Source organism: Microbispora sp. NBC_01389 (genome assembly GCF_045040095.1).
Lineage (GTDB): Bacteria > Actinomycetota > Actinomycetes > Streptosporangiales > Streptosporangiaceae > Microbispora.
Window position 1 is genome coordinate 5,938,798 of record NZ_CP109552.1, and the last position, 24,044, is coordinate 5,962,841.

Sequence of the window (24,044 nt, forward strand, 5' to 3'; positions counted from 1 at the left end):
GCGGGGCGTCAGAGCGGGATGTTGTTGTGCGCGCCGCGCGAGGCCGGCGCCGCGGCGAGGGCCTCGGCCACCCTCCGGCGGGTGGTCCTCGGGTCGATCACCTCGTCGACGACCCCGAGGTCGAGCGCCCTGCCGACCCCGCCCGACCGCTCCTCGTGCTCGCGGACCAGTTCGGCGAGCAGCCGTTCCCGCTCCTCCTCCGACCCGGCCGCGGCGAGGCGGCGCCGGTGCAGGATGCCCACGGCCGCCTCGGCGCCCATCACCGCGACCTCCGCCCCGGGCCAGGCGTAGACCGCGGTCGCGCCGAGGGCGCGCGAGTTCATGGCGATGTACGCCCCTCCGTAGGACTTGCGGGCGATCACCGTCACCCTGGGCACGGTGGCCTCGGCGAAGGCGTGCAGCAGCTTCGCCCCCCGGCGGACCACGCCGCCCCATTCCTGGTCGACGCCGGGGAGATAGCCGGGCACGTCCGCCAGCACGACGAGCGGGACGCCGTTGGCGTCGCACATGCGGACGAACCGCGCCGCCTTCTCCGCCGACGCCGAGTCGAGGCAGCCGCCCATGCGCAGCGGGTTGTTGGCCACGACGCCCACCGGGTGCCCGGCCAGGCGGCCGAGGCCGACGACGATGTTCGGCGCCCAGCGAGGCTGGATCTCCACGAACGCGGGGCCGTCCCCGCCGTCCCCGCCGTCGTCGCCGTCGTCGTCGAGCAGCGCCCGGATCACAGGCCGGATGTCGTACGCGCGGCGGGCCGACTCGGGCAGCAGGGCGGCGGGGTCCCGGTCGCCGGTCAGGCGCTCCAGGTCGTACCGGCCGGTTCCGGTCAGCAGGCCGGCGATCACGCGGGTGCGCCGGAAGGCGTCCCGCTCGTCACCGGCGACCACGTGCACCACGCCGGAGCGGCGTCCGTGCGCGTCCGCGCCGCCGAGCCGTTCCATGTCGATGTCCTCGCCCGTCACGCGGCGGACCACGTCGGGACCGGTGACGAACACCCGGCCCTGGCCGGACATCACGATCAGGTCGGTGAGCGCCGGGCCGTAGGCCGCCGCGCCCGCCGCGGGGCCCACGATGACCGAGATCTGCGGCACGCGGCCGGAGGCGCGGGTGTTGGCCGCGAAGACCAGGCCCGCGCCGTGCAACGACTCGACCCCGTCGGCGAGGCGGGCCCCGCCGCAGTGCCACACCCCGATGACCGGCACGCGCCGCCGCAGCGCCTCGTCCACGGCGGCGGCGATGTGCCGGGCCCCGGCCAGCCCCAGTGCCCCGCCCATGACGGTCGCGTCGGTGCAGAAGGCGACCACCGGTGACCCGCTGATCCGGCCCGTGACCGCCAGCACGCCGCTCGTGTCCTCCGGGTGCAGCGGCACCGCCGAGTCCGCGTCCAGCAGGTGGGCGAGCCGCGCGGCGGGATCGCGGTCCTCCCGATCCTCCCGCACGGTTCCCGTCCGGGCTGTTCCCGTCTGGGCTGTTTCCGTCTGGGCAGCGGTCATCGGCGCACCCCCCGCTCGCGTTTCCGTTCGGCCTTCCGACCCTGCTTTTCCTCCCCGGAACGGTAGCCGGGAGCCATTCTCACGGTCCAATCAGGATATTTGATGAAATATCAAAAGAAATCCTTATGGATAGCCCGGAAGATGCGTATTCGCCATCACAGTTGACTATTTCAAGAAATTCATGCAAATGTCGATTGTGCCGGTCCCGGCCGGATGGCGTCGCTCCGGCGAGAAGGTCCGCGGGCCGCTCACACCCCTTTTCCGGCACGGTCCGCCGAGTGGGCGCGACCGGGCGGACGGGTTTCTCCTTTCCGGCGTGAGTGACGTGAGCGGACGGCCGGGCGGCCCGGGGGACGCGGCGGGAAACGACGCAAGGCTCGACGAGGGGCGGATGCTCAGCATGGACGAAGCGGTCACCTATGGTGCGGGCGCGGTCGCGGTGGTCGGGCTCGCCTGCCGGCTGCCGGGCGCGGCGCACCCGCGCGCCCTGTGGGAGCTGCTGCGCTCCGGGCGCGACGCGGTCGGCGCGCCCGCGCGGAGCCGCCTGGCGAGCGAGCCCCGGCTCGCCGGCCTGCACGGCGGGTTCCTGGACCAGGTCGACGAGTTCGACGCGGCCTTCTTCGGCGTCTCGCCGAAGGAGGCGGCGGCGATGGACCCCCAGCAGCGGCTGGTGCTCGAACTCGCATGGGAGGCCCTGGAGGACGCGGGCATCCCGCCCGCCGGTCTCTCCGGCACGTCGGCGGGCGTGGTCATCGGCGCGATGGCCGCCGACTACGCCGCGCTCGTCTACGGGCGCGGCGACGCGGCGATCACCCGGCACACGCTCGCCGGGCTCACCCGCGGCATCCTGGCCAACCGGATCTCGTACGCGCTGGACCTGCGGGGGCCGAGCCTCACCGTGGACACCGCGCAGTCGTCCGCGCTGGTCGCGGTGCATCTGGCCTGCGAGAGCCTGCGCTCGGGCGAGTCGGAGGTCGCGCTGGCGGGCGGGGTGAACCTGAACCTCGCCCCGGAGAGCACCGCGACCGCCGAACGGTTCGGCGGCCTGTCCCCCGACGGCCGGTGCTTCACCTTCGATTCCCGGGCCAACGGCTACGCCCGGGGTGAGGGCGGCGGGATCGTCGTGCTGAAGCCGCTGGGGCGCGCTCTGGCCGACGGAGACCACGTCTACGCGGTCATCCTGGGCAGCGCGGTCAACAACGACGGCGCCACCCCCGGCCTCACCGTTCCCGACGCCGCCGCGCAGCAGCGGGTCGTCCGGCTCGCGGTGGAGAGAGCCGGCGTCGACCCGGGGGACGTGCAGGTCGTCGAACTGCACGGCACGGGCACGAGGGTCGGCGACCCGATCGAGGCGGCCGCGCTCGGCGCGGCGCTCGGGGCGGCACGGCCCGCGGCGCAGCCGCTCCTGGTGGGTTCGGTCAAGACGAACATCGGCCATCTCGAAGGCGCGGCCGGCATCGCCGGGCTTCTCAAGGCCGTGCTCGGCATCCACCATCGCGAGGTCCCGCCGAGCCTGAACTACGAGACGCCGAACCCGGCCATCGACCTGGACGCGCTCAACCTGCGGGTGGTCACCGAGCGGTCCCCCTGGCCGCGGCCCGGCCTGCCGCTCGTCGCGGGGGTCAGCTCGTTCGGCGTGGGCGGGGTGAACTGCCATGTCGTCCTCGCCGAACCGCCGCCCGCGCACACGTCCCGCGCCACCGCGACGACTCGCCGTACGGGGACCGGGGGCGGTCCGGTGGCCGTGCCGCTCGTCCTGTCCGCGCGCGACCCGGACGCGCTTCGCGAACTGGCGGCCCGGCTGTCCGGCTCGCCGGCGCTCGACGGCGACCCGTCCGACGTCGCGCTCTCGCTCGCCACCGGCAGAACCTCCTTCGAGCACCGGGCGGTGGTGGTCGGCGCGGACCGCCACGAGCTGCGGGAACGGTTACGGGCGTTCGGCGCGGGCGACGTGACGCCCGGAGCCGTACACGGCAGGGCACGCGCGCTCGGCGGCACCGTGCTCGTCTTCCCGGGGCAGGACGGCCAGTGGGCCGGCATGGGCCGGGCCCTGGCGGACGCCTCCCCCGTCTTCGCCGGGCATCTGGCCGCGGCCGCCGACGCCCTCCGCCCGCACGTCGGCTGGTCGCCCCGCGACGTGCTGTGGCACCTCCCTGGTGCGGCACCGATCGATCGGGCGGACGTCGCGCAGCCCGCGTTGTTCGCCGTCACGGTGGCGCTGGCGCGGCTCTGGGAGCACTTCGGTGTCCGCCCGGACGCCGTGATCGGTCATTCCCAGGGGGAGATCGCCGCCGCGCACGTCGCGGGCGCCCTGTCGCTGGAGGACGCCGCCGCGATCGCGGTCCTGCGCGGTCAGGCGCTCGCCGAGGTCTCGGACCGGGACGCGATCGAGGCCGTGCGAGACCGCCTGGCGGGCTCCATGGCGGGACGGCCGGCCCGGAGCGGCGAGGTGGCGTTCTACTCGGGGGTGACCGGCGGACGGGTCGACCCGGCGGAGCTGGACGACGAGTACTGGCACCGCGGCCTGCGGAACACCGTGCGGTTCCAGGAGGCCGTCGAGGTCGCGCTGGCCGACGGCCACACCGTTTTCGTGGAGGCCTCGCCGCACCCGGTCCTGACCCCGGGCATCCGGGAGATCTTCGACGCCGCCGGTCGCGACGGCCTGGTCACCGGCACGTTGCACCGCGACAGGGGGGATCTGGCCGAGTTCCTCAAGGCGCTCGGCGTGCTCCACGTCAACGGCGGCGACGTCGACTGGAGCCGCGCCGTACGACCCGGCGCGCGGCGGGTCCCCCTGCCCGCCTATCCCTTCCGGCGACGCCGGTACTGGATCGACGCGGTTCCGGAGGAGGAGAGCGGCCTATCAGCCGACGTGACCTCGTACGCGGGCGAACCCGCTCCGGCGGTCACCCCGGCGGCGTCTGGAGCGGCGCCCGGGCAGGAAGCGCGGCGTGAGGCCGAGCAGGAGACGGCGGAGAGCGGGCGGTCACCGCTCGACCTCGTCCTGTCCGCCACCGCGGGCGTCCTGGGTCACGCGGACGCGTCGGGCGTCGAGGCCGAGCTCACGTTCAAGGAGCTGGGGCTCGACTCGCTGGGGGCGGTGGAACTGCGCGACGCCCTGGCCGCCGCCACCGGCCTGCCGCTCCCCGCGACCGTCACGTTCGACCACCCGTCACCGCTCTCGCTCTCCCGCCATCTGCGCGCGCTGTCCGAGGCCCGCACCCCTGCGAGCGGCACAGCGAACGGCACGGCGAACGGCACGGCGAACGGCACGGCGAGCGACACGAGGGGAGACACGGGGGGCGGTGCCACGGATGGCATAGCGACCAGCGGCACGGCGGCTCATGCGGCGGTGCCGTCGTTCTCACCGCCGGCGGCCGGAGACCGGGCGGACGACGAGCCGATCGCGCTGGTCGCGATGGCCGGTCGGTGGCCCGGCGGGGCCGACACCCCCGAGAAGCTCTGGGACCTGGTGCTCGACGGCACCGACGCCGTCACCGCCTTCCCCGTCAACCGCGACTGGGATGCGAAGGCGCTGCACGACCCGGCGGAGTCACGGCAGGGCACGTCGGTCACCGGCGAGGGCGGCTTCCTCCACGACGCCGACCGTTTCGACTCGGAGTTCTTCGGCATCGGTCCCCGCGAGGCGGCGGCCATGGACCCGCAGCAGCGGCTTCTGCTGGAAGTGGCGTGGGAGACCTTCGAGCGGGCCGGTCTGGTGCCGCGCTCACTGGCAGGCAGCCGTACGGGCGTGTTCGTCGGCATGACGCCCCAGGACTACGGCCCCCGGCTGCACGAAACGGCCGAGGGCTCCGAGGGGTACGCCCTGACGGGCACGGCGGCCAGTGTCGCCTCCGGGCGGATCGCCTACACCTTCGGCCTCGAAGGGCCCGCCGTGACCGTCGACACGGCCTGCTCGTCGTCGCTGGTCGCGCTGCATCTCGCCGTACGGTCGCTGCGATCGGGCGAGTCGGACCTCGCGCTCGCGGGCGGCGCGACGGTGATGTCGTCGCCGGGGATGTTCACCGAGTTCTCCCGGCAGGGCGGGCTCGCGCCGGACGGACGCTGCAAGGCGTTCTCCGCGGCGGCTGACGGCACCGGCTGGGCCGAGGGCGTCGGCCTGCTGCTGATGGAACGCCTGTCGGACGCGCGGCGGAACGGGCATCCCGTGCTGGCCGTCGTCCGCGGCACCGCCATCAACCAAGACGGCGCCTCGAACGGCCTGACCGCGCCCAACGGCCTGGCGCAGCAACGGGTGATCCGCCGGGCCCTCGACGACGCAGGGCTGACGGGCGCCGAGGTGGACGCGGTCGAGGCCCACGGCACGGGCACGACGCTCGGCGACCCCATCGAGGCCCAGGCGTTGCTGGCCACCTATGGCCAGGACCGCGAACGCCCGCTGTTGCTCGGCTCCCTCAAGTCGAACATCGGGCACACCCAGGCGGCGGCGGGCGTGGCCGGCGTGATGAAGGTGGTGCTCGCGATGCGGCTCGGCGTGCTGCCGAAGACGCTGCACGCCGAGGAGGCCTCCCGGTACGTCGACTGGTCGGCCGGGCTCGCCCTGCTGACCGAGCCCGCGCCCTGGCCGGAGACCGGACGGCCGAAGCGCGCCGGAGTGTCGTCCTTCGGGATCAGCGGCACCAACGCCCACGTCATCATCGAACAGGCACCAGAACCGACCGGCACGCCGACCGCCGACGACGAGCCCGCACTCCCGCAGCCCACACAACCGCAGCCCACACAGACCCGGACGGCGGTCGCGAGTGACGAGGCGCACGCGCCACCGCGAGAATCAGATGCCACCCAGGGCGTCGGGCGTGCGGTGCCGGTGGTGGGGTGGGTGGTCTCGGCGCGCTCGCCGGAGGCGTTGCGCGCCCAGGCAGGGCGGCTGGCCGACCACCTGCACCGCCACCCGGGTCTGGACGCGGCCGACATCGCCCACTCCCTGACCACCACCCGCGCCCGGTTCGACCACCGCGCCGTCATCACCGGCACCACACGACAGGAACTCCTCGACCGGACCCGCGCCCTCGCCGACGGCCGCACCACCCCCGGCGTCGTCACCGGGATCGCCCGGCCCGGCAAGACCGCCTTCGTCTACACCGGCCAAGGCAGCCAGCGCCCCGGCATGGGACGCGGCCTGCACGCCGCCCACCCCGCCTTCGCCACCGCCTTCGACGAGGCCATCGAAGCATTGGACGAGCACCTGGCCGGGCACACCCCCGTGCCACTACGCGAGGTCCTGCTCGGCGACGCCGACCCGGCGCTACTCGACCAGACCCTCTACACCCAACCCGCCCTGTTCGCCCTGCAGACCGCCCTCACCCACCTCCTCACCACCTGGGGCATCACCCCCCACGCAGTCGCCGGACACTCCATCGGCGCCATCGCCGCCGCCCACACCGCCGGCATCCTCACCCTCCCCGACGCCGCCGCCCTCGTCACCGCCCGCGCCCGCCTCATGCACACCGCCCCACCCGGCGGCGCCATGACCGCCATCAACGCCACCGAAGCACACATCACCCACGCGCTCGCCCCCTACGACGGCAGGGTCACCATCGCCGCCGCCAACACCCCCACCTCCACCGTCATCAGCGGCGACCACGACCCCGTCACCCACCTGACCGAGCATTTCCGGCAGCAGGGGTACAAGGTCAGGTCACTGACCGTCAGCCACGCCTTCCACTCCCCCCACATGGACCCCATCCTGGACGAGTTCGAACAGGCCGTAGCCGCACTCTCCCTCACACCACCGACCGGGACGGTCATCCCTTTCGTCTCCGACCTCACCGGCGCCACGGCCACCCCCGCCGACCTCGTCGACCCCGCCTACTGGGCGGCCCACCTGCGCAACCCCGTCCGCTTCGCCGACGCCACCCGGACCCTGCACGACCAGGGCACCACCACCTACCTCGAAATCGGCCCGGACGGCGTCCTCAGCGGCCTCATCCGCGAAACCCTCGACACCCTCGACGCCGAACAAGGCGTCGTCGCCGTACCGGTGCTCCGCCGGGACCGGCCCGAACCCCACACCGCCCTCACCGCCGCCGCCCACGCCCACACCCACGGCACCCCCGTCGACTGGACCACCCTCAACGGCCCCGCCACCACCATCGACCTGCCCACCTACGCCTTCCAACGGCGCAGGCACTGGGTCAGCCCACCGAAGCCGCACCAGGGCGGGCCGTACGACGACGGGAAGGCGCGGTTCTGGGACATCGTCAGCCGAGGCGACCTCGACGCGCTCGTCGGGACGCTCGGTCCCGAGGCCGGGAACGTACGGCGATCGCTGGGGGATGCCCTGCCGGTCCTCGCCTCCTGGCACGCGGCGGGGGACACCCGGGCCACGCTCGACTCGTGGCGGTATCGCGTCGCCTGGCGGCCCGTGGAGGACGCCGCACCTCGGTCCGGTGGCCGCTGGCTGCTGGTTCGCACCGCGCGGGAGACGACCACGGCCTGGGCGGAGGCCCTGCGGCACGGGCTGGAGGAGCGCGGCGCCGGGGTGACGGAGGCCGTACTCGACGGGACGACCGCCCTTGAGCCGCTGGTGGCGTCGCTGCGCCCCCTGCGCCCCCTGCGCACCGGCACGCCGTACACCGGTGTCGTGTCCCTGCTCGGCCTGGACGCCACGCCGTACGAGAGCCAGGACGTCGCGCTGCTGCAGGCGCTGGACGCGGCGGAGATCGGCGGTCCGCTCTGGCTGACGACGAGCGGCGCGGTCGCGGCGACGCCGTCCGACCAGTTGCCGGACCCGGCCGGGGCGAGGGCGTGGGGCCTCGGCGGGGTGATCGCCGCCGAACGGCCGGAGCGGTGGGGCGGCATCGTGGACCTCCCGCCGGCGCCCGACACGCGGCGTGCCGCGTACGCCGTGACCGCGCTGACCGGACGGCACGGCGAGTCCGAGCTCGCGGTGCGCTCCGCGGGCCTCCTCACGCGCAGGCTGGTCCACGCGCCGAGCCGGGACGCGACGCCCGCGGAGTGGGCGCCTGCCGGGACCGTGCTCGTCACGGGAGGCACGGGCGCGCTCGGCGCCCACGTGGCCCGGCGACTGGCCCGGCGCGGCGTTCCGCACCTGCTGCTGGTCAGCCGGCGTGGCCTCGACGCCCCAGGTGCGGAGGACCTGCGCGCCGAGCTCTCCGGACTCGGCGCCCGGGTGACGGTCGCGGCCTGCGACGTCGCCGACCGGGACGCCCTGGCCGCCGTGCTCGCCGCCGTACCCCCGGAGCATCCGCTGACCGCCGTGGTCCACACGGCCGCCGTGCTGGACGACGGCCTGCTCGGCTCGCTCACCCCGGAGCGGCAGGCCGCCGTACGGCGGGTGAAGGCGGACGGCGCGCTCGCCCTGCACGAGCTGACCCGGGAGCTACCGCTGACGGCGTTCGTGCTGTTCTCGTCGATCACCGGGCTGATCGGGAACCCGGGCCAGGGCAACTACGCGCCGGACAACGCCTATCTGGACGCCCTCGCCGAGCACCGCCGGTCGCTCGGCCTGCCGGCCACGTCGATCGCCTGGGGCCACTGGGACGGTGAGGGCATCGCCGGCGCGGAGGCCCGGGAGGGCCTGCGGCGGGGCGGCTTCCCGCCCATGGCGCCCGATGTCGCGGTGTCGGCGCTGGAGCAGGCGGTGGTCCACGGCGAGACGCGGCTCGTCGTCGTCCGCGCGGACTGGGCCACGGTCGGCGCCGTACGGCCTCATCCACTGCTCGCCGAGCTACCGGAGGCCCGGGCGGCGGACCGGCCACGCGCGAACGAGGAACCGGACCTCCTGGAACGGCTGGCGGCGCTGCCGGAGCCCGAGCGGCGGCAGAAGCTGCGCTCGCTGGTCCGGGCGGAGATGGCCGACGTGCTCGGCCACGCCTCGGCGGACGCGGTGGACGACGACCGCGGCTTCCGCGACCAGGGCTTCACCTCGCTGTCGGCCGTCGAACTCCGGGGCCGCCTCACCCGGCTGACCGGGACGCCGCTGCCGAGCACTCTCGTGTTCGACTACCCCACACCTGCCGGTCTCGTGGACCACCTGCTGCACGTGCTGCTGCCCGATCCCGAGCCGCCGCTCACCGCCGCGCTGGCGCTGCTCGACGAGCTGGAGACGCTGCTCGGCGAGCGGAAAGAGCCGCCCGGGACGGCCGGTGAGCCGAACGCGGCGGCCGGTGGGGAGGCGGTGGTGACCCGCCTGCGGCGCCTGGTTGATGTCGTGGAGTCCGGGGGGTTCGTGGGGTCCGTGGGGTCCGTGGAGCCCGGCGGGCCCGGCGAGCAGGCGGCGGGGACCGCCGATCTGTCCTCCGCCTCCGACGACGAGCTCATCAGCTTCATCAGCAACGAGCTCGGCATCTCCTGACCTCTCCCTTCTGCCCCACCTCGTGCCATGGAAGGCGTACCTGTGAGCGACGACCAGATCCGGCATCTCCTCCGCCGTGTGACGGAGGAACTGCACAAGACACGCGAAGAACTACGGGACGTGCGGGACGAGCAGCGGGAGCCGATCGCGATCGTGGGGATGGGCTGCCGCCTGCCCGGCGGGGTGACCTCCCCCGAAGACCTGTGGGACCTCGTCGCCGAGGGCCGCGACGCCGTCACCGAGTTCCCCGCCGACCGCGACTGGGACCTCGACGCGCTCTACGACCCCGACCCCGACCAGCCCCACACCTCCTACACCCGCCACGGCGGCTTCCTCGACGACGTCGCCGGATTCGACGCCGGCTTCTTCGGCATCTCCCGCCGCGAAGCCCTCGCCAGCGACCCCCAGCAACGCCTCCTCCTCGAAGTCGCCTGGGAAACCCTCGAACGCGCCGGCATCGACCCCACCACCCTCAAGGGCACCCGTACGGGGGTCTTCACGGGGACCAATGGCCAGGACTACGCCAAGTCGTCGGGCCCCGCGCCGGAGGAGGTCGAGGGTTACCTGATCACGGGCACCGCGGCCAGCGTGCTGTCGGGGCGGATCGCCTACACCTTCGGCTTCGAGGGCCCGGCGGTGACCGTCGACACGGCCTGCTCGTCGTCGCTGGTCGCGCTGCATCTCGCCGTACGGTCGCTGCGATCGGGCGAGTCGGACCTGGCCCTCGCCGGTGGAGTCACGCTCATGACGTCGCCGGGCACGTTCGTCGAGTTCTCGCGGCAGCGGGGGCTCGCGCCGGACGGACGGTGCAAGGCGTTCTCCTCCTCCGCCGACGGCACCGGCTGGGCCGAAGGCGCCGGCCTGCTGCTGGTGGAACGCCTGTCGGACGCGCGGCGGAACGGGCATCCCGTGCTGGCCGTCGTCCGCGGCACCGCCATCAACCAAGACGGCGCATCCAACGGCCTGACCGCCCCCAACGGCCCCTCCCAGCAACGCGTCATCACCCACGCCCTGCACAACGCCGGACTCACCCCCGCCGACATCGACACCGTCGAAGCCCACGGCACCGGCACCACCCTCGGCGACCCCATCGAAGCCCAGGCGTTGCTCGCCACCTACGGCCACAACCGCCCCGCCGACCGGCCCCTGTGGCTCGGCTCCCTCAAATCCAACATCGGCCACGCCCAAGCCGCCGCCGGCGTCGCCGGAATCATCAAAACCGTCCAATCCATCCGCCACGCCCACCTCCCCCAAACCCTCCACATCGACCAGCCCACCCCCCACGTCGACTGGACCACCGGCAACCTCCAACTCCTCACCCACCCCCAACCCTGGCCCGACCACGACCACCCCCGCCGCGCCGCCGTCTCCGCCTTCGGCGTCAGCGGCACCAACGCCCACGTCATCATCGAACAAGCACCAGAGCCGACCGGCACGGTGACCACGACCGACGGGTCCGCACTCCCGCAACCGGCACAGACCCGGGCGGCGGCCGCGCGTGACGAAGAGCATGTGGCGCCGGTGAACGGCGCCAGCGCGCCACGGCGAGAATCAGATGCCACCCAGGGCGTCGGGCGTGGGGTGCCGGTGGTGGGGTGGGTGGTCTCGGCGCGGTCACCCGAAGCACTGCGCGCCCAGGCCGACCGGCTGGCCGGCCACCTGCACCGCCACCCGGGTCTGGACGCGGCCGACATCGCCCACTCCCTGACCACCACCCGCGCCCGGTTCGACCACCGCGCCGTCATCACCGGCACCACACGACAGGAACTCCTCGACCGGACCCGCGCCCTCGCCGACGGCCGCACCACCCCCGGCGTCGTCACCGGGATCGCCCGGCCCGGCAAGACCGCCTTCGTCTACACCGGCCAAGGCAGCCAGCGCCCCGGCATGGGACGCGGCCTGCACGCCGCCCACCCCGCCTTCGCCACCGCCTTCGACGAGGCCATCGAAGCATTGGACGAGCACCTGGCCGGGCACACCCCCGTGCCACTACGCGAGGTCCTGCTCGGCGACGCCGACCCGGCGCTACTCGACCAGACCCTCTACACCCAACCCGCCCTGTTCGCCCTGCAGACCGCCCTCACCCACCTCCTCACCACCTGGGGCATCACCCCCCACGCGGTGGCCGGGCACTCCATCGGCGCCATCGCCGCCGCTCATGCCGCCGGCATCCACACCCTGCCCGACGCCGCCGCCCTCGTCGCCGCACGCGCCCGCCTCATGCACACCGCCCCACCCGGCGGCGCCATGACCGCCATCAACGCCCCAGAAGCACACGTCGCAGCCGAACTCGCCCCCTACGCGGGCAAGGTCACCATCGCCGCCGCCAACGCCCCCACCTCCACCGTCATCAGCGGCGACCACGACCCCGTCACCCACCTGACCGAGCACTTCCGGCAGCAGGGGCACAAGGTCAGGTCACTGACCGTCAGCCACGCCTTCCACTCCCCCCACATGGACCCCATCCTGGACGAGTTCGAACAGGCCGTGGCCGCGCTGTCCCTCACACCGCCGACCGGGCCGGTCATCCCTTTCGTCTCCGACCTCACCGGCGCCACGGCCACCCCCGCCGACCTCGTCGACCCCGCCTACTGGGCGGCCCACCTGCGCAACCCCGTCCGCTTCGCCGACGTCGTACGACGGCTGCACGAGGGCCGGGAGCCGGGCGAGGAGGTGCGGACGTTCCTGGAGATCGGCCCGGACGGCGTCCTCAGCGGCCTGATCCGCGAAACCCTCGACGGCGAACAAGGCGTCGTCGCCGTACCGGTGCTCCGCCGGGACCGGCCCGAACCCCACACCGCCCTCACCGCCGCCGCCCACACCCACACCCACGGCACCCCCGTCGACTGGACCACAATCAACGGCCCCGCCACCACCGTCGACCTGCCCACCTACGCCTTCCAGCACGAACACCTCTGGCTCACCCCACCACCCCGCCAGACCGACCCCGCGCACCTCGGCCTCACCACCACCGCCCACCCCCTGCTCGGCGCCGCCCTCACCCTCGCCCACGCAGACACCACCGTCTACACCGGCACCCTCTCCCTCACCACCCACCCCTGGCTCACCGACCACACCATCTTCGACACCCCCATCCTCCCCGGCACCGCCTACCTCGACCTCGCCCTCCACGCCGCCGACCACACCGGCCACACCACCATCGACGAACTCGTCCTCCACGCCCCACTCGCCCTGCCGGAGAGCGGCGGCGTACAGGTGCAGATCATCGTCACCGGCTCCGACCGGCCCACTGTGGAGATCTACTCCCGGCCGGAGGGCGACACCGGAGACTGGACCCGCCACGCGACCGCCGTACTGGCCACGGACGACGCCGAACCCGGCTTCGACCTCACCGCCTGGCCTCCGGCGGACGCCGTACAGGTGGACCTCGGCACGGCGTACGACCGGTTGCAGGAGACAGGCCTTGGGTACGGCCCGGCGTTCCGGGGGCTGCGCGCCGCCTGGCGGCGGGGCGACGAACTCTTCGCCGAGGTCGCCCTTCCCGAGGACGAACAAGCCGACGTGAGGGACTACGGCATTCACCCGGCGCTGCTCGACGCGGCGTTGCACGGGGCCGCGCTGCACTGGCTGGACGGCACGCCGAGCGGCCACAGCAACCTGCCGTTCGCCTGGAGCGGGGTGCGGCTGCACGCCACCGGCGCCACCGACCTGCGGGTACGCGTCACACTCGGCGACGCCGGATCACTGTCACTACAGGCCGCCGACCCCACCGGCGCACCGGTCGCCACGATCAACACCCTCACCGCCCGCCTCGTCTCCAGCGAACAACTCAACGTCTCCCCACCCACCCCCGGCAACGGCCTGTTCCGGGTCGAGTGGTCACCCCTCGAACTCCAACCAGCGGCACGCGAAGCCTGGGCCGTCCTCGGCGACCGGGAACTGCACGACACACTGCGCCAGACAGTCACCGCCTCCTACTACGACGACCTGACCGCCCTCACCGACGCCATCGACGCCGCCGAACCCGCCCCCGACGTGATCGTCCTCCCCATCACCCACCACGCCACCGGGAACGACAACGCTCTCGACGGCACGACTGGAGGCGGCAACGCCGCGCCCACCCGACCGGAGCAGGCCACCCCCGCCACCGGCAACAACAGCACGACGGGCGAAGACAACAGAGCTGGGGACAGCCCGGTGGCGGCGGCGGCGCATGCCGTGGCCGAACGCACCCTGACCCTCCTGCAGACCTACCTGGCCGACGACCGCCTCAGCGGCACCCGACTGCTCGTCCTCACCCACCACGCCGTCGCCACCACCACCGAACAGCCCATCGACCTCGTCACCGCACCCATCTGGGGACTGATCCGCTCCGCCCAGACCGAACACCCCGGCCGCATCCACCTCATCGACCACCACCACGACCGGGTCCACGACACCGCCGCCCTACTCCCCCAAGCCGTCGCCACCGCCCGCCACCACGACGAACCCCACACCGCCCTCCGCCACGGCACCCTGCTCACCCCCCGCCTCGTCCCCGCCCCCGAGGGCGCTCCCGACGACGTTCAGCCGCGAGCCTGGGACCCCGACGGGACCGTCCTGATCACCGGCGGCCTCACCGGCATCGGCGCCCTCCTCGCCCACCACCTCGCCACCACCCACGGCATCCGCCACCTCCACCTCGTCGGACGACGCGGCCACCACACCCCCGGCGCACCAGACCTCATCCAGCAACTCACCACCGCCGGCGCCCACGTCACCCTCACCGCCACCGACATCACCGACTCCAGCGCGTTCGAACACCTCATCGCGTCCATCCCAGCCGAACACCCCCTCACCGCCGTCGTCCACGCCGCCGGCATCACCCACGACACCCCCCTGCACGCCCTCACCCCCGACCACCTGCACCCCGTCCTCGCCCCCAAAATCGACGGCGCCACCCACCTGCACCACCACACCCGCCACCACAACCTCGCCGCCTTCGTCCTGTTCTCCTCCATCAGCGGCCTGCTCGGCGGCGCCGCCCAAGCCAACTACGCCGCCGCCAACACCTTCCACGACGCCCTCGCCCACCACCGCCACACCCAAGGCCTCCCCGCCACCAGCCTCGCCTGGGGACTATGGGCCCACACCAGCACCCTCACCGCCGGCCTGGGTCAGAACGACCACAAGCGCCTGGCCAGGCTCGGCCTGCGTCCGCTGGAGACGGACCACGCCCTGGCCCTGTTCGACGCGGTGGTCTTCGGCCCGGCCGCGCAGCCGCCGGTGCTCGTACCGGCGCGCCTGAACACGGCGACCGACGCGCCGCCGCCCCTGCTGCGCCGCCTGATCTCCCCGCGCCGCCGTACGGTGCGGGCGGTCGCCGGGCAGGACGGCTCCCTCGCGGCACGGCTCGCCGGGCTGACCCCCGAGCGGCGGAGCGCGGCCCTGCTCGACCTGGTCCGCACCGAAGTCGCCACCGTCCTCAGCCACCCCGACCCCCACACCATCCCCCCCGACCGCCCCCTCATCGAACTCGGCCTCGACTCCCTCACCGCCATCGAACTCCGCAACCGCCTCACCACCACAACCACCCTCCGACTCCCCGCCACCCTCACCTTCGACCACCCCACCCCCGAGGCCATCGCGGCGTACCTCGACCGTGAGCTGCCCGGCTCGGCCGAGGGCCCCGCCGGTACGTCCCGCCGTACCGGAACGGCTCCCACGGGAGGGCTCGCCGCGCTGCACCGCCGCATGCACGAGACGGGCAAGCACGACGAGGCGGCGGGACTGCTGGTCGCGGCGTCGCACGTACGCGAGCACTTCGCCGCGCCGGACCGGGACCGGTACGCGCTGCCCCCGGTCAGGCTCGCGACCGGGCCCGGCCGGGTCTCCGTGGTCTGCTTCCCCGCCCTCAGCGCGATCTCCGGACCGCACGAATACTCCCGGTTCGGGCAGGCGTTCCGCGACGACCGGAACGTCTACGTCGTGCCGTCGCCGGGGTTCACCGACGGGGAGGACGACCTGCTGCCCGGCTCACTGGAGACGCTGATCCAGATGAACGTCGAGGGCCTGCGCCGTTGCGTGGCCGACGACGAGCCGTTCGTCGTCGTCGGCCGCTCCATGGGCGGCGCCGTGGCGCACGCCGTGACCCTCGCCCTGGAGGAGCAGGGCCTGCGGCCGGCCGGGCTGGCGCTGATCGACAGCTACCCGATCGACGCCTCCGCCCAGGAGGGCATGGAGTGGTGGCAGGGCGCCATGATCGGCGGCATGCTCGAACGCATCGACCGCTTCGACATGACGCTGCACGACACCAGGCTGACGACGATGGGCGCCTACAACCGGCTGTTCGTCGACTGGGGGCCGAAGCCCCTGGAGACGCCGATCCTGCTGCTCCGGGCCGTGGAGCCACTGCGCGGCACCACCGTCGACCCGGCCGACCCGACGCGCTGGCAGGCGTACTGGCCGGTGTCGCACGAGACGGCCGACATCCCCGGCGACCACTTCACCACGCTGGAGGAGCACGCGGGCACGACCGCGGAGGCCATCCGCACCTGGATCGGGACCTTCCGGCTGGACCAGCCCGAGGAGGCCCAGGCGTGACACGGCCCGCGGCCGTCGTCACGGGCGCGGCGGCGGGCATCGGGAGGGCGGCCGCGGAGCTGTTCGCCGAGCGCGGTTACGGCGTGGTCGCGGTCGACCTCGCCGAGCCGCCGCTGGCGGAACTCACACGGGATCCCGGCATCGTGCCGCTGGCCGGGGACGTCGCGGAGGAGGCCGTCAACGAGGCGGCGGTCCGCCTCGCGCTCGACCGCTTCGGGAGCCTCGACGCGGTGGTGCTGAACGCGGGCATCGGCGGCACGCCTCCCCTGGAGGCTCCCGGCGCGGTGGAGCGGTTCGACCGCATGGTCGCGGTCAACCTGCGCGGCCCGGTCCTGGGCATCCGGGCCGCCGCACCGGTCCTGCGCTCCCGGGGCGGCGGCGCGATCGTGCTGACCACGTCGGTGTCGGGGCTGGCCGGTGACCCCGGCGTCTGGGCCTACAACGCGACCAAGGCCGCGCTGGTCAACCTGGTGCGGGGCACCTCCATCGACTACGCGGCCGACGGCGTCCGGATCAACGCCGTCGCGCCCGGGCTCACCGACACGCCGCGTACGGCGGTGCACCACGACGAACCGGGTCTGGTGGCGGAGCTGACGAGGCGCATCCCGATGGGCCGCTGGGCGCGGCCCCGGGAGCAGGCCGAGGCCATCTGGTTCCTCGCCTCGCCCGCCGCGTCCTACATCACGGGGGTGACCCTGCCGGTGGACGGGGGGCTGACCGCGAGCACCGGCCTGCTCCCGCCGCCCGAGCGGCCCACGCCGGTCAGCTGAGAGCCGAGGCGATGGCTCGCCACGAGTGAAAGTTTCGGCTGCCCCGGCTGGGGCGGACGGCGAGGGACGAGGTCACCGCGGGTGGACGGGCCGGCGCGGCGGGCCGGGCATTGCCTCCGCCCCCGGACCGCGCCTATGGTCCGGGGACGCCCGAAGCCGAAGATCGACGCTCCGCCCTCCGCGGCCACGTGACGCCGGCGCTTCGCCTGGTTCCACGCCACGTCTCACGGGTCTGGCCGGTGGGGCGGCGCCGATCGCGGCCCCGCCCGTCCCGTCCACCGAGGTGAGGCACCCATGAGACGCATGCGCGCGTGGTTCACGGCGCTCGGCACGGCCGTCCTGACGATCGCCGGGCTGGTCATGCCCGCTCCGGTGTTCGCCGCCCCCGCGACGCTCCGCCCCGGCGTCCTGTGGTACGACACGGCGGGCAACCGGCTGCAGGCGCGCGGCGCCGGCCTGTTCAAGGTCGGCTCGACGTACTACATGGTCGGCGAGGACAAGAGCGCGGGCGCGACGTTCACGGCGGTCGCCTGCTACTCCTCGACCGACCTGGCCACCTGGACCCGGCAGGGCAACGCGCTGAGCCGGCAGAGCAGCGGCGACCTTGCCGCCGGGCGCATCGTGGAACGGCCGAAGGTGATCTACAACTCGTCGACCGGCCAGTACGTGATGTGGGTGCACATCGACAACTCCTCCTACGGCGACGCGCGGGCCGGGGTGGCCACCAGCCCGACGCCGTGCGGGCCGTACACCTATCGCGGCTCCTCGCGCCCTCTGGGGTTCGAGAGCCGGGACCTGGGCCTGTTCAAGGACGACGACGGCACGGCGTACCTGCTGACCGAGGACCGTGCGCACGGCCTGCGCGTCGACCGGCTGTCCGCCGACTACACCCAGGCGGTGAGCACGACGGCGGTGCTCGCCGACCTGGAGTCTCCGGCGATGGTCAAGGTGAACGGGCGGTACTTCCTGTTCGCCTCGCACCTGACGGGCTGGTCCACCAACGACAACGCGTACGCCACCGCGACCTCCCTGTCCGGGCCGTGGAGCGGCTTCACCACGTTCGCCCCGAACGGCAGCCGCACGTTCGACTCCCAGACCTCCTCCGTCGTGCCGGTGTCGGGGTCGTCGGGCACCACGTACGTGTACGTCGGCGACCGGTGGAACCCCAACGACCTCAACAGCTCGACGCCCGTCTGGCTGCCGCTCACGATCAGCGGCTCCACCGCCTCGATGAGCGCGTTCTACGACTCCTGGACCATCGACACGGCCACGGGCACCTGGGCGGCCGCGCAGACTCCGCCGCAGCAGAGCTTCACGCTGGTCGGCGCCCAGTCGGGGCGCTGCCTCGACGTCGCGGGCGGCGCCGCGAACAACGGCTCGACCATCCAGATCTACGACTGCAACGGCGGCGCGGGCCAGAAGTGGTCCCTGACCTCCTCCGGGGAACTGCGCACGTTCGGCGGGACGAAGTGCCTCGACGTGTTCGACCAGCGGACCACGGCGGGCGCCCCGGTGGGCATCTGGGACTGCAACGGCGGCGCCAACCAGCGGTGGACGGTCAACTCCGCCGGCACCGTCGTCGGCGTCCAGTCGGGCCTGTGCCTGGACGTGAACGGCAACCAGACGGCCAACGGCACCAAGGTGCAGCTATGGACGTGCAACGGCGGCGCGAACCAGCGGTGGACCCGCACCTGAGACCCGCACTGAGACCCGCACCTGGACCCGGGCCCGCGGTGGGGGCGCGGCCGGCGCCGCGCCCCCACAGTGCCACCTCCCCGCGCCTCTCCCCGCGCCCCCTTCCCTGGACTCCTGCCCGAGTGCCTCAGGCGCTGAGCTGCTGCACGATGCCCAGACGGTCGGGGAGCACCTCATACTCCACGATCCTGCCGTCGCGGAACCGGATCGTGCTGATGCTCTGGCCGCTGAAGCGGCGCCCGCTCGGCGGCGCGCCGAACACCTCGCCGCGCTGCACGCCCTCGATGATCCAGTAGACGACGACGCGGTCACCTTCGGCGACGGTGTCCGTCACGGTCGCGGTCACCCCCTCGACCGCCGACCGCAGCCAGGTGATGTGCTGGACGAACCCCGCCCGCCCGAGGTTGCCCCCGGCGGGCACCGCGCCGTCCGTCGCCTCGTCGGCGACGATCTCGTCGAGGACGTCGAGCCGTCCCTGCGAGACGACCTCCTCGTAGAAGCGCCTGGCCACCGTACGGTTTATCTCGGTGGCGGTGGCCTCGGCAGCGCTCGTCTCCGTCGTGCTCATCGGCGGTCTCCGTTCTCTTGTCGGTGCTGTTTGTCGGTGCTGTTTGTCGGTACGTGCGGGTCACTGGCGTACGGGCGGCAGCGGGAGGACACCGAGGCTCGCGTCGAGGCCGCCGTCGACGACCAGGGCGGTCCCGGTGACGTACGACGCGGCGGGCGAGGTCAGGAACCAGACGGCCTCGGCCTGCTCGCGGGGCTCGGCGAACCGCTGGAGCGGAATGCGGCGCTCGATCTCGGCGGTGAGCGCGGGGTCCCGGCGGACTCCCGCGTTGATCCGCGTCCAGGTCAGCCCGGGCGCGAGGGCGTTGACCCGGATGCCGTCAGGCGCGTGGTCGATGGCCGCGGCGCGGACGAGGTTGATCAGCGCGCCCTTCGACGCGTTGTACGCCCAGTTGCCGGGGTCGGCGCGCAGCCCGGCGACGGACGCGGTCACCACGACCGCCCCGCCCCCGGCGGCGCGCAGCGCGGGCACGGCGGCCCTGATGCCCAGGATCGGCCCGCGGAGGTTGACGGCGAAGATCCGTTCCGCGGCCTCCACCGCTCCCGGGGACTCCCACGGCCGGGTGCCGCCGATGCCGGCGTTGAGCACGACCGCGTCGAGCCGGCCGAACTCGCGGACCGCCAGCTCCACCGCGGCGTGGTTGGACTCCTCCCGCGACACGTCGCCGACGAGCGTCAGCACGCCGTCGAGCACGGCGAGCTCCTTGAGCGCGTATTCGTCATGGTCCACGGCGAGCACGGCGACGCCGCGCTCCGCGTACAGCTCGGCGGTCGCCCGGCCGATGCCCGACCCCGCGCCCGTCACGAGGACGGCGCGCGGGCCGGAGCCGGGCGACGAGGCGGCTGAGGAGCCGGCTGAGGTGTCGGGTGAGATGTCGGGTGAGGTCATGGGTGGCCCTCCAGAGTGACGGCGGCGTGCGGGCGTTCTCCCGCCCTGCCTCCCGGGTCGATCCGCGGGACGGCGGCGAGCAGTTCTGCGGTGTAGGCGGCGCGCGGGGCGCGGAAGACGTCGGCGACGGCGCCGGTCTCGACCAGCCTGCCGTCCTTCATCACCGCCACGCGGTCGCAGACCTGGCGGACGACGCCCAGGTCGTGGGAGATGAACAGCAGCGCCACCCCGGCCTCGCGCCGCAGCCGGGCGAGCAGGGCCAGGATCTGCGCCTGCACGGTGACGTCGAGCGCGGACACCGGCTCGTCGCAGACGATCACCTCGGGGGCCGGGGCGAGCGCGCGGGCGATCGCGACCCGCTGGCGCTGGCCCCCGCTCAGCCGGGCGGGCACGCGGTCGAGCAGGGCCGGGTCGAGCCCGACCTGGCCGAGCAGCGCGGCGGCCCGCTCGCGCCTGCGGCGGCGCGGCATCCTCCCCGGCACCGCCTCGCCGACGACCCCCTCGACCGTGAAGCGCGGGTCGAAGGAGCTCAGCGGGTCCTGGTCGACGAGCTGGATCCGGGAGCGCCGCGAGCGCCGGTCGCGCTCGCGCAGCGCGCTCCACGGCTCGCCGTCGAGCAGCACGGTCCCCGCGTCGGGGACGATCTCGGCCAGCACGATCCGCGCCGTGGTGCTCTTGCCCGACCCCGACTCGCCGACCAGGCCGAGCGCCTCCCCCGCGCGCAGGTCGAACGACACGTCGCCGACGGCCGTACGCCGTGATCCGTCCGGGGAGCGGTAGCGCTTGGTGATCCCCCGCACCGAGACGACGGCATGGTCCTTCACCCGGGCCGGCGCCGCCGGGGCTCCGGAGGCGGCGGCGGGCCGCTCCCGCCCGGGGTGGAAGCAGCGGACCACGCGATCACCCCCGTCCTCCCCGTCCGGCCGGTACCGCACCGGAGGCGGCGGCTCGGAGCGGCAGCGGTCGTCGGCGAGCGCGCACCGCGGGGCGTACGGGCAGCCGGTGGCGGCCGCGGGCCCGGTCTGGACGATCGGCAGCCCGCGCGCCATGCCGTCCGAGCCGTCCAGGGCGTTCGGGGCGTCCGGGGCGTTCGGGGCGTCCGGGGCGTCCGGGGCGTCCAGGGTGGGCACGGCGGCGAGCAGGTCGGCGGTGTAGGGGTGGGCGGGAGACGACAGCAGGGCCGCCGCCGGCCCCCGCTCCACGACCTCGCCCGCGAACATGACGGCGACCTGGTCGGCGAGGCGGGCGACGACCGCGAGGTCGTGGCTGATGAGCAGCAGCGCCGTGCCCCGCCGCCGCCGCTCCTCCAGCAGGCCGAGCACCTGCGCCTGCACGGTGACGTCGAGTGCCGTGGTGGGCTCGTCCGCGACCAGCAGGGCGGGCCCGGCGGCGATGGCGGAGGCGATCAGCGCCCGCTGCCGCAGCCCGCCGGACAGCTCGTGCGGATACTGCAGGAACCTCACGTGCGGGTCGGGCACCCCGACCTCGGTGAGCAGCCGGATCACCTGGTCGTCGAGGTCGTCGCGGCGCGCCAGGCCGTGCACCTCCAGGGCCTCCGCCACCTCCAGGCCGACCCGGCGGAGCGGGTCGAGCGAGGTCAGCGCGTCCTGCAGGACGTAGCCGATGCGGCGGCCGCGCAGCCGCCGCCACCGGCCGCCGCCCAGCGTGCGCAGGTCGCGCCCCTCGAAGGTCAGCGTCCGCGCGGTCACCCGGGCGCCCGCGCCGGCGAGGCCGAGCAGCGCCCGGGCCGTGACGCTCTTGCCCGATCCCGACTCGCCCACCACCGCGAGGCACTCCCCCGCGCGCAGGGACAGGTCGACGTCCCGTACGGCCCGTACGACGCCGTGCCGGGTGGCGAAGTCGACCGAGAGCCCCGCCACCTCCAGCAGGGGCGCGGAGGGGTGGTCGCCGCTCATCAGGCCTCCCGTCCTTCGTAGCGGGCCTGCAGGGCGCGCCCGGCGACGGTGGCGGACATCACGGTCAGCGTGATGGCCGCCCCCGGGAACAGGGCGAGGGTCCAGCTCACGTCGAGGTAGTCGCGGGACTGCGCGAGCATCGCGCCCCACTCGGGGGCGGGGGGCCGCGGGCCGAGCCCGAGGAAGCTCAGCGACGCCCCGGCGATGAGCGCGGTGCCGACGTTGACCGTGGCGAGGATCAGCAGGGGCGCGACGACGTTCGGCGCGATGTGCCGCAGCAGGATCCGCGCCGGGGTCAGCCCGAGGCCGACCGCCGCCCGCACGTACGGCGAGCCGCGCACGACGAGCGCCTGCGCGCGCACGACCCGGGCGAACCCCGGTGCCAGTGCGACGGTGATGGCGAGGGCGGCGTTGCGGGTGCCGGGCCCGAGGACGGCCACGACGAGCAGCGCCATCAGGACGGCAGGGAACGACAGCAGCACGTCGGCCAGCCGCATGGCCGCCTCGCCGGCGACACGGCCGCCCAGTGCGGCGAGCAGCCCCCAGGCGGCGCCCGCGGCTCCGGCGAGCAGGGTGGAGCCCACGCCGACGAGCAGTGACGGCCGCGCGCCGAAGACCAGCCGGGCGAGCACGTCCCGGCCGAGCTGGTCGGTGCCGAGCGGGTGTCCCGCCATGGGCCCGCGCAGCGCGAGCGCCGGGTTCACCTGGTCGGGCGCGTGGGCGAAGAGGCCGGGGAAGGCCGCGGCCAGGCAGACGAGCGCGAAGAACGCGACGGCCAGTGCGACGCCCGGCCGCGGCAGCCCCGCCCGGGCCAGCCCCGCCGGCGTCAGGCCGGCCCGCGTCATCGGGAGCCGCGCCGGCTCGTACGGCCCGCCGGTGACGGCGTCCGGGACCGCGCTCACGCCGCCGCCCCGATCCGCGGGTCGGCGAGCCCGTAGAGCAGGTCGACGGCGATGTTGATCAGGGAGAAGACGAGCGCGGAGAGCACCACGACCCCCGTCACGACCGGGAAGTCCCGGCCGCGCACCGCCGCCACCACGACGTGGCCGAGGCCCTGACGGGCGAAGACCGTCTCCACGACCACGGTCCCGGCGAGCAGTTCCCCGAGCACCCAGCCGGAGAGCGTGAGCACCGGCAGGGCGGCGTGGCGCAGCGCGTGGCGCACGCGGATGCGGTGCTCGGTCGCGCCGCGCGCCCGCGCGGTCAGCGCGAACGGCTGGTCGAGGGCGCGTTCCAGCCCTTCCCTGGTGACCTGGGCCAGCACCCCGGCGATGGGCAGCGCGAGCGCGGCGCACGGCAGCACCAGCGCGGCCGGGCCGTCGTCGCCGATCACGGGGAACCAGCCCAGGTGGAAGGAGAAGGCGGCCAGCAGCAGGATGCCGATCCAGAAGTTCGGCGTCGAGATCGAGCAGAACTCCACGGCCCGCGACAGCGCCCGCAGGCGCGGCCGGCCGGCCGTGAGCGTGGCGATCGCCACCGCGAGGCCGAAGCCGAGGACGGCCGCCCCGCCGCGAGCGCCAGGGTGGCGCCGATCTGCTCGCCGATCACCCGGCTCACCGGCCGGCCCAGCTGGTAGGAGCCGCCGAGGTCGGCGCGCAGGAGCCGGCCGAGGAACCGGGCGTACTGCACGACGACCGGCTCGCGCAGGCCGTACTCGTCGCGGATGGCGTCCAGGACCTGGGGTGTGGCGTTGGCCTGGACCCCGCCCGCGATGACGCGGGCGGGGTCGCCGGGCACGAGCCGCATCCCGGCGAAGGCGAACGTGGCGGCGCCCCACAGCACGAACAGGGTCAGCGTCAGCCTGCGGGTCAGCCGGCGGGCCAGCGGCGGCACGGG

11 protein-coding genes are annotated in these 24,044 nt (G+C 74.3%); 4 read left to right on the forward strand and 7 right to left on the reverse strand.

Annotation, left to right across the window (positions count from 1 at the left end; translation table 11 throughout):
* Positions 1-8: 8 nt before the first annotated feature.
* Positions 9-1,490, reverse strand: coding sequence for an acyl-CoA carboxylase subunit beta (locus tag OG344_RS26325; RefSeq protein ID WP_405085386.1), 1,482 nt, complete (start codon positions 1,488-1,490; stop codon positions 9-11).
* Between the two features lie 316 nt (positions 1,491-1,806).
* Between OG344_RS26325 and OG344_RS26330 the strand changes: the two genes are divergently transcribed.
* From OG344_RS26330 to OG344_RS26345, 4 genes are all read left to right on the forward strand, one after another.
* Positions 1,807-9,828, forward strand: coding sequence for a type I polyketide synthase (locus OG344_RS26330; protein ID WP_405085387.1), 8,022 nt, complete (start codon positions 1,807-1,809; stop codon positions 9,826-9,828).
* 27 nt (positions 9,829-9,855) lie between these two features.
* A complete protein-coding gene (locus tag OG344_RS26335; RefSeq protein ID WP_405085388.1) occupies positions 9,856-16,371 on the forward strand; it encodes a type I polyketide synthase in 6,516 nt (2,171 codons plus the stop codon).
* Complete coding sequence (locus OG344_RS26340) at positions 16,368-17,141, forward strand: SDR family NAD(P)-dependent oxidoreductase (RefSeq protein ID WP_405085389.1); 774 nt, start codon at positions 16,368-16,370, stop codon at positions 17,139-17,141. Before OG344_RS26335 ends, OG344_RS26340 begins: the two co-directional genes overlap by 4 nt.
* A gap of 294 nt (positions 17,142-17,435) precedes the next feature.
* On the forward strand, positions 17,436-18,836 hold the full coding sequence (locus OG344_RS26345; protein WP_327045954.1) for a lectin: 1,401 nt from the start codon (positions 17,436-17,438) through the stop codon (positions 18,834-18,836).
* A 127-nt stretch (positions 18,837-18,963) separates the two neighbouring features.
* Here OG344_RS26345 and OG344_RS26350 read toward each other — a convergent pair whose 3' ends face one another.
* Genes OG344_RS26350 through OG344_RS26375 form a run of 6 tightly spaced genes read right to left on the reverse strand, consistent with a single transcriptional unit; the run spans position 18,964 to position 24,041 of the window.
* Positions 18,964-19,404, reverse strand: a complete 441-nt coding sequence (locus tag OG344_RS26350) for an ester cyclase (protein ID WP_405085390.1) — start codon at positions 19,402-19,404, stop codon at positions 18,964-18,966.
* A 60-nt stretch (positions 19,405-19,464) separates the two neighbouring features.
* Positions 19,465-20,292, reverse strand: a complete 828-nt coding sequence (locus OG344_RS26355) for an SDR family NAD(P)-dependent oxidoreductase (protein WP_405085391.1) — start codon at positions 20,290-20,292, stop codon at positions 19,465-19,467.
* Positions 20,289-22,208 (reverse strand): dipeptide ABC transporter ATP-binding protein, encoded by a 1,920-nt coding sequence (locus OG344_RS26360; protein WP_405085392.1) that lies wholly within the window; start codon positions 22,206-22,208, stop codon positions 20,289-20,291. Before OG344_RS26360 ends, OG344_RS26355 begins: the two co-directional genes overlap by 4 nt.
* Positions 22,208-23,110 (reverse strand): ABC transporter permease, encoded by a 903-nt coding sequence (locus OG344_RS26365; RefSeq protein ID WP_405085393.1) that lies wholly within the window; start codon positions 23,108-23,110, stop codon positions 22,208-22,210. The genes OG344_RS26360 and OG344_RS26365 overlap by 1 nt, the downstream gene beginning before the upstream one ends.
* Positions 23,107-23,628, reverse strand: coding sequence for an ABC transporter permease (locus OG344_RS26370; RefSeq protein WP_405089174.1), 522 nt, complete (start codon positions 23,626-23,628; stop codon positions 23,107-23,109). The genes OG344_RS26365 and OG344_RS26370 overlap by 4 nt, the downstream gene beginning before the upstream one ends.
* Positions 23,538-24,041: a hypothetical protein gene (locus OG344_RS26375; protein ID WP_405085394.1), complete on the reverse strand. Its 504-nt coding sequence runs from the start codon at positions 24,039-24,041 to the stop codon at positions 23,538-23,540. Before OG344_RS26375 ends, OG344_RS26370 begins: the two co-directional genes overlap by 91 nt.
* Positions 24,042-24,044: the final 3 nt, after the last annotated feature.

Coding starts and splice junctions, on each gene's coding strand:
- OG344_RS26350 (WP_405085390.1), bottom strand. CDS start 19,404: ATGAGCACGACGGAGACGAGCGCTGCCGAGGCCACCGCCACCGAGATA.
- OG344_RS26360 (WP_405085392.1), bottom strand. CDS start 22,208: ATGAGCGGCGACCACCCCTCCGCGCCCCTGCTGGAGGTGGCGGGGCTC.
- OG344_RS26355 (WP_405085391.1), bottom strand. CDS start 20,292: ATGACCTCACCCGACATCTCACCCGACACCTCAGCCGGCTCCTCAGCC.
- OG344_RS26345 (WP_327045954.1), top strand. CDS start 17,436: ATGAGACGCATGCGCGCGTGGTTCACGGCGCTCGGCACGGCCGTCCTG.
- OG344_RS26335 (WP_405085388.1), top strand. CDS start 9,856: ATGGAAGGCGTACCTGTGAGCGACGACCAGATCCGGCATCTCCTCCGC.
- OG344_RS26325 (WP_405085386.1), bottom strand. CDS start 1,490: ATGACCGCTGCCCAGACGGAAACAGCCCAGACGGGAACAGCCCGGACG.